The following is an 18,651-nucleotide window of genomic DNA, read 5'->3' on the forward strand; positions in this document are numbered from 1 at the left end:
CAGGGTAATTTCATCAATGCTTGTTTTCGTTCGTGTTACTTTTTACAAGTAATAAAGTAAAAGGGATAATTCTCCTCCACTTCCCTGACTTCGATTAATCCATATTTTTCAAATGCTGTTTGAATAGATTCCAAGTCATAAAAGAACATATTAACTCCTCCAAACATTTCAAAACGGTCTGTACCTATAGCCGTTCCCTGTCCATAGATACTTGCCTGTTTTGATACTGTCGTAAAGATCATATAACCATGGTCGGATAATTGTTCATAACAGTCATGTATAAATTTGGTCCGCTCGTCCGCTGCCAGCAGGTGGATTAACCCATGGCAAAATATTCCGTCATATTTTTTGGTATCAAAAGGCATATCAACGACCGACCCATGATAAATAATCGTTTGAGGCCCGAAACGTTTTCGTGCGAGTTCAATTGCTGTATTGGACAACTCTATTCCCGTAATATCGATTCCATTTTCTAGAAATATATGACCATTCCGGCCATAACCAAATCCCGGAATTAGGATTTCTTTTATATTCTTCGTCAGAAAGAAATCTTTTGCTATTTGAGCTGAATGAGCCGGAAATCCGCCCCACATCTCTCCTTTTTCCACAAAATTACGTTCCCAAAACTCCATGTCTTTAGATTTTTAATTTTAATATATTGTATTTATTGCATTCGGTTAGCAATCATCTTATAATTGCGATAACGATAAACGAAGGTAAGTTTTTTTACTATTGCAACTGTGTAGCAATATCATTAAATGCAATTAAATTGCAAATAAATTACATTTAAAGATCTTGTTCCAAATCATGGTTATATATCAGTATTGAAAAATACAGTATACCAACGATATCTTTGTCGTCAGATAAAAGAATATACCCTTTGCTAAAAAGAATATCATGAAAAACATAAAAACATTTTTTGCGGCCTCATTGCTTCCTTTCTTTACGATGCAGGTGACTGCACAGAAATTGGACAAGATGACCTGGTTTAACGAACCTATGGAGTGGACAATCAGTAACAATGCGTTGTCCATGTTTGTTACGCCCAAAAGTGACTACTGGCGAATATCCCATTATGGATTTACGGTGGATGATGCACCTTTCTTCTACACAGAGCGCGGTGGTGAATTTGAAGTGAAGGTCAGGTTTCGGCTAACTATAAAACTCGTTTTGATCAAGCAGGCCTTATGTTAAGGATAGATCATGAAAATTATATCAAAGCAGGAATAGAATTTGTCGACGGAAAGTATAACCTAAGTACTGTTGTCACGCATCGGACCAGCGACTGGAGCATTATACCGGTAGATAAAGAAATCCCTTTTATATGGATAAAGGCTATCCGGAGACTTGATGCCGTAGAGTTCTTTTATTCCTTTGATGACAAGCAATATACGATGATGAGAAATGCATGGCTACAAGACAACCATCCCGTATTGGTTGGGGTGATGGGTGCATCACCGGATGGTGATGGCTTTCGGGCTAATTTCGAACACTTTAGTATCAAGCATCTTCCCGACCAGCGTCGAACAAAATGGTTAAAAGAGAATAGTTCCAATTGATCAATATGGCCGAGTCTGTCAGAGGAGTTCCTTTTGACAGACTTGTTATTATGGCGAAGTATCTTTTTGGCTATACATTTTATCGTATATGCTGATCGCTTCGTGCAAATTGCGCACCCGTAGTTTTTGTAAAATGTTTTGCCGATGCCGGTTAATGGTATTGATACTCAGACCTAGCTTCTCAGCAATGTCCTTACTGATCATCCCCCCTCTTACGCAATTCAAAACCTCCTTCTCACGTCGGCTCATGACATCCTTTACATCTTGATTATTGAATAAATAGACCTCTCCGTTTATCTGATTAAAGATATAGTTCTTGTTCCCATGTCGGTCTTCCCCATCGGGCAATAAGGTATAACAGCACAATGCCAACTGGGGAAACTCTTTACCGGAAGTATCCAAATAGACGATCTGATGTGACATCAACATATTCTGCCCATCTTTCCCTTCCACACGGAGCACACTATTTGCCTGGTATTGAAAACGTTCTTTGGACTCTATGTTCTTCACCATATCAAGAAACTGCAGTTCAAGTCTGTGTTTGACGGCCAGATCCTCAGGATGTACGCGCGCTAAGAAAAAGTCTTCCCAAATACTATTGATCTCCAATTTTCTATCAGGCGAAGACAGGTGCAGGCGCTCAGCTATCGCTCCCATGAAAGTAAAGCTCCAATTCGCCGTTAAATCACTTAGTACAACAATGCCATTATGGATCTCGGCATAAGTTTTGGCATATTGCTTATAGTGTTTTAAAACCGACAAGTCTACGCTCGTATTCCGGAGCCCTTTGCCAACAAGATTTTTATTTAATGCTTTTTTTAAATCCGATTCCATAGTTAAACATTTCGCAGGCTCATGGACATCCCTGTACCATTTTTAATTTATATACAACGTGACTGAGTTTTTCGCGACTCACTTGCTAGGTAAACATATACCCTTAACTTTAAAAAGAAAGACCGATCCGGATATAGGGCAAAGTCGCTTCTTTGCTAAAGCCCAGTACCCCCTGAATCGTAAGAAGCTCCCCGGGCATAAAATAAATTCCTCCGCCATAGCCCATGTGCCATGTATTTGAACTTTCCGCTGTCATCCAAACTCGCCCAACATCGTAAAACCCGATTGCACCAACAGTTCCCGGAACAAGATAAGATGAATAACTGAACAGCTTCAAGCGCATGTCAAAATTATTGAATACAGCTGTTTTTCCTGTAAATCGTCTTGAATTATATCCACGCAAGCTCATCTCACCACCAACCTGTGCGTGTTGATAAAAATAAGGATCTCCCCAAACAGCATCTACCCCTGTTCTATTCGCAAATGTGATGTAGTCGTTAGCGACAGTTTTATAAAAGCTCATCACGTGCTGTAGCTTTGTATATTTCCGGGTTTCGCCGCCGATTTCGGCATTCCAGCCCAATCTGGTATAGATATGTACACCTGATTTTGGATTTGCGGCATTATCACGTGAATCGTAATCCATCCCCCCTGTAAAGCCCGTAAAAAAATTACTTCCATAGATAGGTTCAACAGGAAATTCAGCCTTAAATTCCTCAAAGTATTTTCCTATATTATTAGCTTCTTTACTGTTGTAATATTCAGAAGATGAACCATAAAATAATTTTAGTTTAGGATTTAGATATTTTTCCAGAAAAATATCACTACTGACGATATCAAATCTATTTCGATAGTAAGAAATACTTCTTGAATCTGATTTTTCAAACAAGGTATTGTTTCCATAACCAAAAAAATTACTCAGATTTCTGGGGCCAAGTGATGAAAGATGAATAGAAAGATCCTGATCCGCAATTAATTTTTTAAAGTGACCTTTATAATCAAACATAAATGATTCGCGCCCTGTCAAATAACTGGCCATAAATTGGTGCCGATATGCATAAGGCTTCTTCCTAAACCCCTGATTTTCGATCAGATATCCCAATCCTAAAATCAGACCACGATCAACACCATAATCTAGATTGACTACGACTCCTTTACGGTCGTATACAAAATTATCGTACTCAAATTGGTGAATAGCAGTATCTGCGCTTAATTTTAACCGCACATTTTTATCAACCTGAATACCAGAACCCGGTTGATTTTTTGAGTCATAAATGTATACTTTACGACCATTACTAAATTTATCAGAGGCACGGTACATGTCATCGCCTTTTCCACCTATCAAACGAACTTTGACAGGAGATCGGCCAGATCCATGTAGTTTAAATTCATCTGATCCGGCGATACCATAGATTCGGACTTCTTCCGTCTGTCCGGGCAAAAAAGTACGTTTCAAGAGTCTTCGCCCTTCGGATCCATCTTTTTTCTTGTTGTGTATATCAATGGTCACAGAACCATCTTTGTTGTAGTCAACATCAACAAACTCAGATTTGGCAGATAAAGGCAAATCGACGACACGAGCAAGAAATCGATAATACGTTAGTCCACTCTGCATAAGTTCATCCCTTCTTGACCGAATATTTGTTTCCAGTTCCTTCGCACTTAATTTTACGATGGTATCCGGCATGGCCAACATAGCCCGATGGATCAGCGAATCCGTAAGCGTCTTCTGAACAAATTTTATTTCATCTATCCATTCATCCTCTGTCAGGTGGGTGAGAAAAAAGTGATCAAAATGGCGGGCATTGAAATTCCAATGGGGCACATTACGTATATGGGGACTATAGGCCTGCAAATGGGCTTTTAACCATTGGTAGGAAAGTAACGTAGGAAATAAGCCTGATGTTTTATAATACACCTTATCCCGATCTCGCGGTACAGGTGTATAAATCTTCTTACCTTTTTCTTTTTCGGGATCCCAACGCCAATTATCCTCATGACGATCCCAATCTCCCAATGCAAAATCAAGTAATCTTGAACGTAAAGTTAGTTTTTGATCAATTTGCGTATCATTATCTTCTAGCACTTTCCGAATGACTTTTGCACTATTGTCAGTTTTTTCGTCTTCAAAGGGGGTACGGGGCTCAAACATATAAGGCCTATTTTTAAATACCTCCCGATATTCACCGAATCCCGGATCATCTCCAACGAAAACAAGTTCGGGAGATGAATGTGGAATACCCAAAGCCGTATTAAACGGAGGAACAGTTAATGCACCAAATGGATGATGTATTGAAATCTGATCCTGAACAATATCTTTTGCAAATGTCTTTCGAAGGCTTTCAGGAAGACTCCGTTCTGGATATTTCTGAATGGACCTTAATACCCATTCCCTCCCTGAGGAATCGGCCATCCGAAGCGATTGGGTTTGCATCCCCCCACCCAGTTTGACTATACGGAGCCCCCCTTTTTCCATTTTAAGATCCATTCTACGCATTTTTACGGGCGTATTATATAATTTACGATAGCTGTCGCCCAACCAGAACCGATGAACCAGCCCCACTCGGTCATACTCAGGGGCGATGACAGTTGTTATGCTATCAACTTGCTGAGCATATGAGCTCAAAGCACAACAGCACGTAATCAATGTTAGGATTCTTCTCATATTTCTTAAGTCGGTCGTCAGGAAAAACATGGTTAAAGTTCACATTTTAAAGTATGGAATCAAAAACTTTCTGCTCCTTTTTTAGTTTAAACCAATATTTTTTTAATTAATTTATTCATGAAAGAAGAGTGATCATCATACCAATAACCGCATCAAAATTACACATCCAATAAACGACGATGATAATTGATCTGCCCCAAATGGTAGGTTAAATGTGTCGTTAAATGCACCAACAAATATTCCGTTGTTGTCTTCTCCTCAAACACTAATATGGGGTATATTGTGGCAAGGTCATCCTGATTAAGCTTATCCAAAGCCAGATCAACGACGCTGATGGTATTGTCTATACCATCTAAAAGTACTGATCTTGGAATATCCCGCAGCGTAAACTCAGCCTCCCTATCTCTGATATAGCCTGTTTTTCCGATCTCTGCTCCAATATACGTTTGTAAATTGCCAATTAAATGTAAACATAAATTTCCCGCTGAATTCGCAATACCATGATCAACAATCCAGATATTCGCTTCTTGTCTATAAGATGCAATTTCTGTTTTCAATCTATTCAGATCCCTATAAAAAAGACTTTTCAATGTTTTTACAAGCATAATCTAATTTTAATAGCATACCGCTGGCATTTCTTAATCAAAACTACCGATTTCACAATACTAATTGGCTCTTTATACATAGAATAAAACGAAAAAATTGCCTCAACCGATTGTAATTTTGAAAAGATGGATCTAAACCTGTTGAAAGTACATCCATTAAATATTCATCAGATATCGTATTTTTACTTGTACCAATAAAGTAATCAATGCTTATGTTTCCAAAATTTCCGAGAACAACCTGGATCATCTTCTTGATAGTAACAGTCACCATTACCCTACTATTTTCGAAATGCGAAAGTCCTTCGGATGGCAATGATGCCCTTGGTTTTCCCTTTCCCTTTTATACTTATTTAGGCGGAAGGCGTTACCCAGAACCACCGGACAGAACATATTTCAACGGCATATATCTTCTTCTGAACCTTATCATCTATTTTGGGATCGCCTGGCTATTAAGTTACGCGATAAAAAAAATCCGAAGATAAAAGGTTAAAGAAAATAACGTGAGCAGTACAAATTAAACAACATATAATTGGTAAACAAATTCTTACAACTTAAATTTACATTGCTTGATTGCTGTCATTATGAAAAAAAACACACAGATAACCAACCTGAGTATAGAATCCGCTGGTTTACCTAAAGATCCAAAATTGGTCATTGCTGAATATATATGGAACGGCTTTGACGCAAAAGCTACTGAAGTTGATATTGTAATTGAGAGCAACGAACTTGGTTATATAAACAGTATTGGCATCAGCGATAATGGAGAGGGTATCGTTTTCGATACACTATCCTATTCATTTGGTAATTTTCTCGATTCAGTAAAGAAAAATAGCATCAAGCGAAGTTCCTATACACGAGGAAAGAAAGGAAAAGGCAGATTTTCTTTTTCGTTGTTTGCGACAAGAGCGATTTGGAATACAATTGTAAAAGAAGAAGATTTAAAAACATACCGCATACAGATTGATCGGGACAGCAAAGAACAATATGACGTTAGCGAAAGTACTCTTGTAGAAAATCAAAAGACAGGTACTCAAGTGAGATTAGAGGGCGTTTTCGGGCTAAATTCATCTTATTTGGAATCGAAAGAATTTATAGATTTCATGGCGCAGGAATTTGGCTGGTTTCTATACCTTAACCGCGATTTAGGTTATGTAATACGAATTAATGGAGCGCAGTTGATATATGATCATCTGATTCAAGAAACGGATCTACTGTCATGGACTTTATATAGTACTGAAGATGGTCCCTCCTACACGTTTCAGGTCAATTACATTCGTTGGAACCAACAGATTGGAGATCGATATTACTATTATTTGCGCAACAGCGAAAAAAGAGAAATTGCAAAAGTCCTCAGTAGCTTTAACAATAATGCAATAGAATTCCATCACTCGGTTTATGTGACATCCGATTTTTTTGACGTTTTTGAACAAGAAGATATCAGCGTCTCTTCAGACGTAAATCTCTTCACTGGCAAAGAGAAACAAGTTGTCTACCGTAATTTGCTTGCTGAATTGCGCGATTTTCTAGACCGCAAGCAGAAAAAATACATTCGTGAAAACGCTGTTGCTGTCAAACTCAGTGAATTGGAAAAGAAAGGTTTTCTGCCCGCTTACGGGCAAACGGACAACGACAAAAAAAGAAAAGAAATATTGCTTGCATTGCTGCAGGAAATCTACATCATAGATCCGCGCATCTTCTACGGAGTCAAAACCGACCTGATCCGTACCTATTTAGGTTTCCTAGATCTCCTACTACAAACAGAGAAAAACGCAGACATCCTGCCCATACTAGAAAAAGCGTTTCCATTGTCAGATAAAGAAAGAAGCCGAATAAAACAGCTCCTAATACCTCGCAATAATCTCAACTAAGGAGCTATTTAAGTGCATTTGAAAGGCATTTTTATTTAATGACTTTAAGATGTCATTAAATAAAATAAAAAATTAGAATTTTGCTTAACACTGTTAAATCATTTATGCATTAAGGCATGGGTAGTAAAGAACGCATACAACGTCTCAAAGATGAGAATAGAGCCAATATTCTCGACGCCGCTCTTCAAATCGTGAAAGATGAGGGATGGCAAGCGTTGAGCATGCGTAAAATCGCAGATATTATTGAATATACCGCCCCTATGATTTACGAGTATTTCGCGAATAAAGATGCAATTTTAAATGAACTCGCCAACCAAGGTTATCTCTTACTTGCCAAAAAAGTCAGACAAGCAAAATCAACTCAAACCGACCTGGAGAAACAATTGGAAGCGATGTGGTTCAGTTATTGGGACTTTGCATTCGAGGAGCGTGAATTGTACCAGCTCATGTTTGGCGTTGGAACAGCTTGCTGTGGGTTTGAAAAGACTTATAAGTGTGCGGAATCTCATGGTAGATTGATCAGTGATGTGATTCGTGAGATCATGAAGGATAAAAGTCCCTCAGAAGATTTAATCTGTCGGAAATATTTCACATACTGGTCAATTATACACGGATTGATTTCAATCAATTTGGTTAATCAGGGGAATGGTGAAAATACCAACCAAGAGGTTCTAAAAGATGCAATCTACGGTATTACTCGCTCGCTTACTGACTAAATTTTTTTATACAAAAAAATACAACGTTAAAAAATCTAACACCGTTAAATACACCAAAACTTCAATTTTTAATATCACATGAAAACAAATGTATCACCAAGTCTTAAGAAGATTTACATTCCAGCACTTAACAGTGTTAAACGAATTAATATCGTAAAGACAGCATATGTGCTTAGTGCAATCTTTTTATACAGCTGTTCAACAGGAAATAGCAAACCTATCGATCCTCCTCCTGTTAGCGTACCTGTTGTTGCCATTGAAAATGGCAACGAGACAGTTTATCAGGAATATCCGGCAACAATAGAAGCTTCGGCAAATATCGAGATCAGACCTCAGGTTGAGGGGATTTTGGAACAGATTTTTGTCGATGAGGGTGCGAAAGTCAGCAAAGGACAGGCGCTTTTTAAAATTAATGACCGACCATACCAAGAGCAATTGAATCAGGCCAAAGCCAATTTATTAGCTGCAAAAGCTGCTTTGGAAAACGCTGAACTGGAAGTTGAGAAAAAAACAAAATTGGTCAATACCAAAGTATTGACTGACTTTCAATTAAAGACAGCAATCAGTGCGCGCAATGCAGCTAAAGCGAATGTTCAATTGGCAGTATCTGCAGTGGAGACTGCTAAAATCAATGTAGGTTATACACTGATCCGCGCTTCTGCCGAAGGATATATCGGAAGGCTACAAAGAAAACAAGGAAGTTTAGTGGGCCCAACAGATACACAGCCCCTGACAGCGCTGTCAAATGTTAGGGATCTCCACGTTTATTTCTCATTGGGAGAAAATGATTTTATTGCTTTTAAAAATAATACGGAAGGTAACAGTCTTCAACAAAAATTAAACAACCTCCCTCCGATCAGTTTGGTACTTTCCGATCAGACCATCTACGATCAAAAAGGAAAAATAGATATGGTCGATGGTCAGTTTGACAAAAACACAGGTGCGATTACGTTACGCGCGACATTCAGTAATCCTGAAGGAGTTTTACGTAATGGAAATACTGGTCGTGTCCGGCTACAGAAGAAATACGATCAGGCTTTATTGGTGCCACAACTCGCTACACTTGAAATGCAAGACAAGATCTTTGTGTATACTGTCGGAAAGGAAAATAAAGTTGTACAGCAGCCCATCACTGTCATTGGAAAAAGTGGTTCAAACTATCTCGTAAGTAAAGGAATCAGTGCCGGAGACCGTATTGTCTATAAAGGGATAGATCTATTGCAAGATGGACAAAAAATCACACCGCAACCATTATCAAAAGACAGCATCAATTAATATTATAAACGACAAACTTATGCTTAAGAAATTTATAGAAAGGCCTGTACTTGCCACCGTCATTTCCATATTACTTGTAATATTGGGCGTGATCGGTATCCTAAAGCTACCCTTACAGCAGTTTCCAGATATTGCCCCACCTGCGGTACAGGTAACTGCCTTATATCCGGGCGCCAATGCCGAAACAGTACTGCGCGCCGTAGCCCCCTCTTTGGAAGAATCCATCAATGGTGTCGAAAACATGAGCTATATGAGCTCTACAGCGAGTAACGACGGATCATTGATGATCACAGTTTATTTTAAACTTGGTACCGATCCCGACCAAGCCGCTGTCAATGTACAGAACCGCGTGGCTCAGGCTACCAGCCAACTTCCGGCCGAAGTTGTTCAGGCAGGGATTACAACAGCCAAACAACAAAATAGCTTGATCATGGTATTGGATCTATATACCGAGGATGAAGGTAAATATGATCAAACTTTTATCACCAACTACGCGCAGATCAATATCATTCCCGAACTTAAACGTATCCCCGGAGTGGGACAGGCGCTCGCTTTTGGTGGTAGTAAAGATTATTCCATGCGTGTATGGCTTAACCCAAACCAAATGGCCGCCTACAAATTAACTCCGGAAGAGGTTATGTCGGCAATACAAGATAAAAACGTCGAAGCTGCTCCGGGAAAATTTGGAGAAAGCAGTCGCGAAGCCTTTGAGTTTGTTATTAAATATAAAGGTAAGCTTAACCAACCCAGTGATTACGAAAATATTATTATCCGTTCAAATACGGATGGTTCCGTCTTAAAGCTTAAAGATGTCGCCCGAGTTGAATTGGGATCGTATACTTATGCAAGTCATACACGTATCAATGGTAAAGCAGGACTCAATATCGGGGTAATGCAATTAGCAGGATCCAATGCGAATGAAATCCAGATTGCTATTCAGGAATTTATGGAGAAAGCCTCCTTAAGCTTTCCAAAAGGTGTAAAATATCTTGTTTTATATAATACCAAGGACGCACTTGATCAATCTATTGATCAAGTTAAACATACCTTGATCGAAGCTTTTATTCTGGTCTTTTTAGTTGTTTTCCTATTCCTTCAGGATTTTAGATCAACACTGATACCGGCTATTGCTGTGCCTGTAGCGATTGTGGGGACATTCTTCTTTATGCAACTTTTTGGCTTCTCCATCAATCTATTGACATTATTTGCACTTGTGCTGGCTATCGGTATCGTCGTGGATGATGCCATCGTGGTGGTCGAGGCCGTACATGCCAAAATGGAACATAATAATCTCCCGCCCAAATTAGCGACGACCTCAGCCATGAGTGAGATCACGGGAGCCATTATCTCCATTACACTGGTCATGTCCGCGGTCTTCCTCCCTATCGGTTTTATGGAAGGTTCGACGGGAGTTTTCTATCGACAATTTGCCTTTACACTGGCCATAGCCATCGTGATCTCAGCGATCAATGCGTTGACTTTAAGTCCAGCACTTTGTGCCCTGTTTTTAAAACCTACACACCATAATCATGATGATACTAAAAAACTTAATTTCAAAGAACGATTCTTCACTGGATTTAACGTTGGTTTTGATCGCCTGACCAAAAACTATTTAGGTAGCTTACGTTTTCTGATCCGTTACAAATGGGTAGCTTTCGCGGGCTTAGGGATCACCTTATTCTTGACAATTTTTATGATCCGTCGTACACCTACCGGATTTATCCCTTCCGAAGACCAGGGTTTTATCGCCGTATCATTATCTATGCCTGCGGGTGCCTCTTTGGACCGTACTTCGGGCGCTTTGGCTGAAGCTGAAAAACAGCTCCAACATGCTGATTTCACAAAGACTTTAAACGTTTTGGCTGGTTTTAATATTCTAACTCAGTCAACCAGCCCATCGGCAGGCGTTGCTTTTATTTTGTTGAAACCACATGAAGAACGGGGCAGTATCAAGGATATCAACGCGATTATGGCTGATGTCAACCAACGTCTGGCAAGTATCAAAGGCGCAAATTTTTTCGTCTTTACATTTCCAACAGTTCCCGGATTTAGTAATGTAGATGGTCTTGACATGGTGCTTCAGGATAGAACAGGTGGACAACTTGGCAAATTCAGTACAATCGGTCAAGGCTTTATCGGTGAACTGATGAAACGTCCTGAAATCATGATGGCCTTCACCACATTCAAAGCCGATTATCCGCAGTACGAACTACAGGTTGATGATATCAAAGCCGAACAACTTGGTGTAAGCACCAAAAGCATCTTACAGACCATGCAAGCCTACTTTGGTAGCGCGCAGGCGTCAGATTTTAACCGTTTCGGAAAGTACTATCGTGTTATGGTACAAGCGGATGCAAAAGACCGTAGCGAACCAACTTCCATGGACGGAATCTTTGTTAAAAACAGATTGGGCGACATGGTACCTATCAATACCTTGGTGAAATTGGAACGTGTCTATGGCCCTGAAACTGCTTCGCGTTATAATTTGTTTAATTCGATCGGAATCAATGCGATCCCAAAACCGGGCTATAGTTCAGGTGATGCGATCCGCGCTGTGGAAGAAGTCGCCAAACAGCATTTACCCACCGGATTTACGTATGAATTTTCGGGTATGACCAAAGAAGAAATTGTTTCGGGAGGTCAATCTACACTTATTTTTATCCTCTGTCTGATCTTTGTTTACTTCCTACTTGCGGCACAATATGAAAGTTATATTATCCCATTGGCGGTTATACTCTCTATTCCAACAGGTATATTCGGTGTCTTTGCCGCAATTAGCTTCACCGATACTGCCAATAATATTTACGTCCAGGTAGCATTGGTCATGTTGATCGGATTACTGGCTAAGAATGCCATTTTAATTGTTGAATTTGCCATTCAGGGACGTAAACAGGGTCTCTCGATACCGAGTGCAGCACTTAAAGCCGCGCGCTTGCGTCTGAGACCTATTATCATGACATCATTGGCTTTCATTGTAGGTATGATCCCCATGATGACCGCAGTCGGTCCATCCGCACAAGGAAATCATTCGATCAGTATTGCGGCGGCAGGAGGAATGCTTAGTGGGGTAGTATTAGGACTTTTTATTATTCCTATCCTCTTTATAGTTTTCCAGTTTATACAGGAAAAAGTAAGCGGTACCTCAAAAGAAAAACAACTGGAGAATGAACACATTTCTTTGGAAATCCCTGTGCATACAAATAATTAGTGAACAATGACAACATCGAAATATATGAATAGAAAAGTAAAGCTGCTGACAGTTTTCATTTTATCCTTTGTCGCGTGGTCTTGTAAAACAGATAAACTGGTCAGCAATAAACATCTTGCTCCTAATCTGCCCGAGCAATATCGCGATCAGGGACAAGTATCCCTGGAAAATAATATCGGCTCTATTCCATGGCGCGACTTCTTTAAAGATCCGGTTTTACAAAGCTTGATCGACAGCGCTATCCAGCATAATCTGGACATGCAATTAGCACTGAAAAATATAGAGTCGTCTCAACTGAGCCTGAAGCAGGCAAAAGCAAACTATCTTCCTGCCGCTCAGTTGCAGGTTAGAGGAAATAGTACCAACCCATCCAATAACAGCATGAATGGATTGAGTCTGGCACAATTTCTAAAACAAAATCATGTTGAAGACTATACAGCATCCATTGGTTTATCTTGGGAGGCGGATCTGTGGGGGAAAATCAAGAATCAAAACGCTGCGGCTTTAGCTTCCTACCTGCAAACTGAGGAAGCAAAAAAAGTCATACAAACGCAATTGATTGCCCAGGTTGCCCAAGGTTATTATCAACTTTTGATGCTCTATCAGTTAAGGGATATTGCGCAACAAAATTTACAACTAAGCGATACCACGCTCCGTATTGTCAAGCAACAATACGAAGTTGGTGATATCACATTACTTGCATTGGAACAAGTCGATGCGCAACGTCTATCCGCCGCTGCGCTTATACCTGATTTCGAACAGCAGATCCATCTTCAGGAGAATGCGATTCAAATTCTCAGTGGCAAACTCCCAGCGGAAATTAAAACACAGGAGCAATTAGTCAATGTTCGTTTTCCCGAAGATCTGGCAACAGGGATACCGGCAGATTTATTAAGCCATCGTCCGGATGTTAAACAGGCAGAGCTTGCTGTCACGGCTTCTCAGGCCTATCAAAAATCTGCTAAAGCAAGAATGTACCCCTCGTTGGTCATTAGCGCTGAAGCAGGTGTAAATGCGTTTAAAACCAGTAATTGGTTTAATCTGCCTGCATCTCTATTTGGTGCGATCACAGGTAGTATTACACAGCCTATTTTTCAGCGCAGAGAGCTGAAAACACAATATGAGCTTGCCCGCATAGAACAAGAGAAGAACGTTATGATTTTTAAACAAAAAGTCATTTCAGCCGCCGGAGAAGTTTCTGACGCGCTGGTCTCTATTCAAAAATTGAAAGAAAAACAACAGATTACTTTGGATAGAACCACTCGTTTAAAAGAGGCCACTAAACATGCCAACCTTCTTTTCGAAACTGGTATGGCAACTTATCTGGAAGTAATCACTGCACAAAGCAATATATTACAGAGCGAACTTGAGCTGGCTCAAGTGAAGAAAGCCGAGCTTTCTGCTGTAGTCGATCTGTATCGCTCCTTAGGTGGCGGATGGAGCAATAACTAAATTTTAAAGATTTGCAATTTTTCTAATTTTATATCACATATCTGGGAAACAGGGGACCGCGAGGGTCTCCTGTTTTATTGTTTTATAGCAACACATTTTAACGCTTACCGCCCCTACCTGGTTTGGCGTTCCGATTCGACCTTGCGACAGTAGCTCCCAGCTATCTCCGCTCTTTTTTCAAATTTTACCTATCCTATACTTACCCATATAGACATTGTTATAAATCTTTCAAACCTTGGAATAAAAGGGACAAATACCGCAGTAATCATGTAATTATTTTTGTGAAACAATAAATTTAATAACATGAGAAATTTAAAAACGCTGGCAATGGTATGTTGCGTTGCCATTTGCGCTTTATTGCTTGGAAGCTGCAGTAAAGATGATGAAATTACTCCCGAGCCTCAGCTGACACCAAGTGAGGTATTGGCAAGTACAGCCTGGGAAACGACAAATGCCAAAAATAACAAAGGTGAAAGCGTGGCCCTGACCGATGCTAACGTCTCAAATTTTGTGGGTTTCGCCTACTTTAAATCGGATGGGTCCTTTACCATGTTTAATCTTGATGACTCTCCCAAAATGCAGGGCGACTGGTCTGTTTCAGCGGATGGAAAAACACGGACCATCGTCGCTAAAAATGCTACCGGAGAAACGCTTTTCACACGCGTAGTTGATATAACGGTATTGACAAAAAAGGAATTTACGTACCGAATCTATCCAAATAACGACAATAAAACCGTTTATTTCGACATTATCCATACACCAACAACACACAAAGAGCCAAAGTAACCGCTGTATTACTTGACTATATAGCACGATATTTCCTCTTAAACCACAAGGATTGACAATGCTCCTGTTTTGTCAATCTTTTTTTTAGCTCCGTTTTTAAAGTTTATTCCAATTCATAAACTCATCACATTTCGCAAGATATTTACAATCAGACACTTTGAAAGCTATATAATCAGCGATAGACAATTGAATTTTGTTATTGACTCAGCCATTGGGGATTTTTGTACCTTATTTTTGTTAAACTATTTACAAAAGCAAATTAAATACTGTTATTTTGATTGTATTACTGAAATTAATTCAGTAAATTCTATAAGAAAGACATAAATCAGAACATTGATGCAATATACGATTGGGTTGTACAAATTGATCTTTCAGCCTGCTCTTTGTACGCTTCAGAATAAATTTTTACTCCAATCATTAAACGAATTGCGAAATTTATAGCGATTAAATAGCATATATAAGTAAAAAGAATGCAAGATAAGACACTCTATAAATATGAGAAGAATCTAATCAGTACAAATAAAAAAAGGGTATTATTTACCATACTGTCATTTTTTCTCATCTATCTTGTTACCTATATTATCGATCCATTTTCTAGTTGCTGGAACGGCTATTTCCAGCGAAATAGGTTTGAAATATTGGGAGAATGGACATTTACGATCATCTATAGTTTTCTGATCTCCGAGTTCAGTATTATTGTACACAATAGATTGGACCGTGTCTTAACTTGGAAAGACAACCCAACGGAAAGACTATTAATTGAAACAGTTATCAATCTCATTGTAGTTCTTCTCATCAATTTATTGCTGGTTTACATCATCTCCCGGTATTATTATGAACTTCAAAATATCACGATTGCAACGTCTCTGGAAGAAAAAAGAGGTGTCATTCAAAATATTTCCATCAGCGTCATGATCGCTTTAATGATCATGGGGATTAACATTGGTATTCATCTGATCAACAACTGGAAAAATGAATCCATACGTGCAGCTAAGCTCGGGCAAGTTATTCTCGAAACTGAACTTCAATCGCTAAAGCTACAGATTGACCCACATTTTGTCTTCAACAATTTGAGTGTATTATCCGAAATAATTTTAGAGGATCAACAGCTCGGATATGAATATGCGGAGAATTTCTCCAAAATATACCGCTACCTGTTGGTGAATTCAAAAAAAGATGTGATCGCTCTCGAGGAAGAACTCAATTTTCTAGATTCCTATATTTTCTTGATAAAAAATAGATTTGGGGATGGGGTCCATTTTGAAATAAATGTAGATCCTGCGAAGTCCAATTATCAATTACCACCGCTTACCTTACAGCTTTTGGTTGAAAATGCACTAAAGCACAATCAAACCAATAAGAAGCGTTCATTAAAGATTAAGGTATACACCAATGCACAGAACCAATTAGTTGTCGAAAATATTTTGATACCAATAGAAAATGTATCCGAATCATCTGGAATAGGTATTTCGAATATCATCAAAAGATATGATCTATTGTCGAATCTGCAACCGGAGATATTGAACAATGGAAAGACATTCAAAGTTAATCTACCACTTATAGAACAAAACTCATGAGCATAACCAATGTATTGATTATTGAGGATGAAAAATTGAATGCTGATCGTCTAAAACGACTATTGAAGGAAATAAAACCCGCCATACAAATACTGGATGTTTTGGATAGTATTGCAGATAGTATCACTTGGTTTCAAAGTAATGAATCTGCGGATTTGGTGATGATGGATATCCGTCTTTCTGATGGTTTAAGTTTCGAGATTCTGGAAAACATAAAAATTGACTGTCCCATTATCTTTACGACTGCATTTGATGAATATGCCGTCAGGGCCTTTAAGTTCAACAGTATAGATTATCTCCTGAAACCCGTAGAAAAAAAAGAACTAGAAAATGCACTGATCAAATTAGACAATCTAAAACTTCAACAGACGAGTCAGGCCCCAATCCAGGGCTTATTGGATTTTATTTATCCAAAAGATTTCAGAACCCGGTTTCTGCTTCCTTACAAGGATGGTTATAAAACAATATTGGTCGAAGACATTCAGTATTTTTACTCAGAGTTTAAGTTAACACATGCCAAATTGAAATGTGGTACGGTCGAAATTGTACCGCAAACCTTAGAAGAGCTGGAGCAGCAACTAAATCCCAAAGTTTTTTTTCGTGCCAATCGACAATTTATTGTGCATATAGATGCAATAAAGAGATTACATAACCATTTTAATGGCAAACTTAAAGTAGAAATCAAATATAGCGAAGATGTCGAGATCCTGGTTAGTCGCGAAAAAGCTCAACTCTTAAAAAATTGGTTGGATTATTAATAGAGCCCTCTCTAATTCCCTATTTTTGGACACAATCAACTGGAACGGACAGCTGTCCAACTAGCGTCTTTCTAAGGAAAACGATAAAAAAGACCCATTCTGATTAAATAATATAAAAATTCAGCGCATTATAGCTACGTTTCAGTAGGCAATTGTTACGTCTCGGTAGATTTCCTGACAACATCCCTTAAAAGAATTCTTTCTTTTGCTTTATATAAAATGATAAAATGGCACTAAGAACGATGACTTTAAAACCTATACTTACATTTATTACAGCAGCTACATTATTATCGTCCTGTGGAGGCAACCAAGAACAACCGCAAGAGCAGGCAGTGACTGTTGACTTTATTGAACTATCCCCCGCACAGGCGGAAACAGAAAAAAAATATCCCGGCACATTAGAGGGTACAGTCAATGTTGACGTAAAAGCTCAAGTAACGGGTTACCTCGAGCAGATCTATGTGAAAGAGGGGGATTATGTCACAAAAGGCCAAGCCCTTTTCAAAATAAAAGCAGATGTATATAATGAACAAGTTAATAACAGCAGGGCAGCTTATCAGGCAGCGTTGTCCGCAGAACAAAATGCGAAACTAGAAATTGAAAAGATCAAACCGCTTGTAGAAGGCAAAGTGTATACCGAACTTCAGCTTAAAACCGCTGAAGCGAATTACGCTGCGGCAAAAGCACAGGTCGCACAAGCACAAGCAGCGCTAGGTTCATCACAAATTAATGCACGATTTACCTTAATTAATGCTCCAGTTAGCGGCTACATCGGACGAATTCCAAATCGTATCGGAAATCTGATTACAGCAGTAGATGCCACACCGTTGACAACATTAGCTGAAATCAATACCGTGAACGTGTATTTTTCCTTAAGTGAAGCTGATTTTATAGCCTTTATGAAGGACCACAGAACAAAATCATCTCAGGATGATGCAACATTGATCCTCGCTGACGGTACAGTCTATAATCACCCTGGAAAAGTAGAAATGGCCAGCGGTAATATTGATAGGACAACTGGTAGTATGACACTAAAGGCAATCTTTACTAACCCAGACAAGATACTTCGTTCTGGCGGTTCAGCCAAAGTTGTCCTAAAAAAGGCTCATGATAATGTATTGTTAGTTCCCAAAGCAGCTGTTAAAGATATCCAGGACCGTTATTTTGTCTATGTCATTGGAGACAAAAATAAAATTGCCATGAAGCAGATCGAGATTGCCGGAAATACGGCCAATGAGTATCTGCTCAAATCAGGTCTGACAGCGGGTGAAAAAATCGTAATGAATCGAATTGATATGCTTAATGACGGAATGCAAGTTCAACCTACTAAGAAATAAAAACCTATAGT

Annotated in this window: 13 protein-coding genes and 1 pseudogene; 10 read left to right on the forward strand and 4 right to left on the reverse strand. The window is 39.1% G+C overall.

Translation table 11 applies throughout. The annotated features are described in order from the left end of the window. Positions 1-35: 35 nt before the first annotated feature. Positions 36-632 (reverse strand): bifunctional 2-polyprenyl-6-hydroxyphenol methylase/3-demethylubiquinol 3-O-methyltransferase UbiG, encoded by a 597-nt coding sequence (locus HMAT_RS09410; RefSeq protein WP_104382460.1) that lies wholly within the window; start codon positions 630-632, stop codon positions 36-38. A 400-nt stretch (positions 633-1,032) separates the two neighbouring features. On the opposite strand from HMAT_RS09410, the pseudogene HMAT_RS09415 reads away from it, so the two are divergent. Continuing rightward, positions 1,033-1,559: pseudogene (locus HMAT_RS09415) on the forward strand (DUF1349 domain-containing protein). Positions 1,560-1,607: 48 nt separating this feature from the next. On the opposite strand, the gene HMAT_RS09420 reads toward HMAT_RS09415, so the two are convergent. From HMAT_RS09420 to HMAT_RS09430, 3 genes are all read right to left on the reverse strand, one after another. Next, positions 1,608-2,393 carry a response regulator transcription factor gene (locus HMAT_RS09420; RefSeq protein ID WP_104382461.1) on the reverse strand — a complete coding sequence of 262 codons (786 nt, stop codon included), beginning with the start codon at positions 2,391-2,393 and terminating at the stop codon, positions 1,608-1,610. A 109-nt stretch (positions 2,394-2,502) separates the two neighbouring features. Next, complete coding sequence (locus HMAT_RS09425) at positions 2,503-5,058, reverse strand: BamA/TamA family outer membrane protein (RefSeq protein WP_158655687.1); 2,556 nt, start codon at positions 5,056-5,058, stop codon at positions 2,503-2,505. Between the two features lie 158 nt (positions 5,059-5,216). Beyond that, positions 5,217-5,663, reverse strand: coding sequence for a DUF1572 family protein (locus HMAT_RS09430; RefSeq protein ID WP_104382463.1), 447 nt, complete (start codon positions 5,661-5,663; stop codon positions 5,217-5,219). Between the two features lie 581 nt (positions 5,664-6,244). Between HMAT_RS09430 and HMAT_RS09440 the strand changes: the two genes are divergently transcribed. From HMAT_RS09440 to HMAT_RS09480, 9 genes are all read left to right on the forward strand, one after another. Then, positions 6,245-7,531: an ATP-binding protein gene (locus tag HMAT_RS09440; protein ID WP_104382465.1), complete on the forward strand. Its 1,287-nt coding sequence runs from the start codon at positions 6,245-6,247 to the stop codon at positions 7,529-7,531. A 116-nt stretch (positions 7,532-7,647) separates the two neighbouring features. Next, positions 7,648-8,247, forward strand: a complete 600-nt coding sequence (locus tag HMAT_RS09445) for a TetR/AcrR family transcriptional regulator (protein WP_104382466.1) — start codon at positions 7,648-7,650, stop codon at positions 8,245-8,247. Positions 8,248-8,325: 78 nt separating this feature from the next. Then, positions 8,326-9,522, forward strand: a complete 1,197-nt coding sequence (locus HMAT_RS09450; protein WP_104382467.1) for an efflux RND transporter periplasmic adaptor subunit — start codon at positions 8,326-8,328, stop codon at positions 9,520-9,522. A gap of 19 nt (positions 9,523-9,541) precedes the next feature. Next, positions 9,542-12,730, forward strand: a complete 3,189-nt coding sequence (locus HMAT_RS09455; RefSeq protein WP_104383369.1) for an efflux RND transporter permease subunit — start codon at positions 9,542-9,544, stop codon at positions 12,728-12,730. A 24-nt stretch (positions 12,731-12,754) separates the two neighbouring features. Beyond that, positions 12,755-14,182 carry an efflux transporter outer membrane subunit gene (locus HMAT_RS09460; protein ID WP_104383370.1) on the forward strand — a complete coding sequence of 476 codons (1,428 nt, stop codon included), beginning with the start codon at positions 12,755-12,757 and terminating at the stop codon, positions 14,180-14,182. A gap of 303 nt (positions 14,183-14,485) precedes the next feature. Continuing rightward, positions 14,486-14,968, forward strand: coding sequence for a DUF4822 domain-containing protein (locus HMAT_RS09465; RefSeq protein ID WP_104382468.1), 483 nt, complete (start codon positions 14,486-14,488; stop codon positions 14,966-14,968). 470 nt (positions 14,969-15,438) lie between these two features. Then, on the forward strand, positions 15,439-16,545 hold the full coding sequence (locus tag HMAT_RS09470) for a sensor histidine kinase (RefSeq protein WP_104382469.1): 1,107 nt from the start codon (positions 15,439-15,441) through the stop codon (positions 16,543-16,545). Beyond that, on the forward strand, positions 16,542-17,303 hold the full coding sequence (locus HMAT_RS09475; protein ID WP_104382470.1) for a LytTR family DNA-binding domain-containing protein: 762 nt from the start codon (positions 16,542-16,544) through the stop codon (positions 17,301-17,303). The genes HMAT_RS09470 and HMAT_RS09475 overlap by 4 nt, the downstream gene beginning before the upstream one ends. Positions 17,304-17,530: 227 nt before the next feature. Beyond that, positions 17,531-18,640 (forward strand): efflux RND transporter periplasmic adaptor subunit, encoded by a 1,110-nt coding sequence (locus HMAT_RS09480; protein ID WP_199768583.1) that lies wholly within the window; start codon positions 17,531-17,533, stop codon positions 18,638-18,640. Positions 18,641-18,651 lie beyond the last annotated feature (11 nt).

The sequence above is a fragment of the Sphingobacterium sp. HMA12 genome (genome assembly GCF_002933815.1).
Lineage (GTDB): Bacteria > Bacteroidota > Bacteroidia > Sphingobacteriales > Sphingobacteriaceae > Sphingobacterium.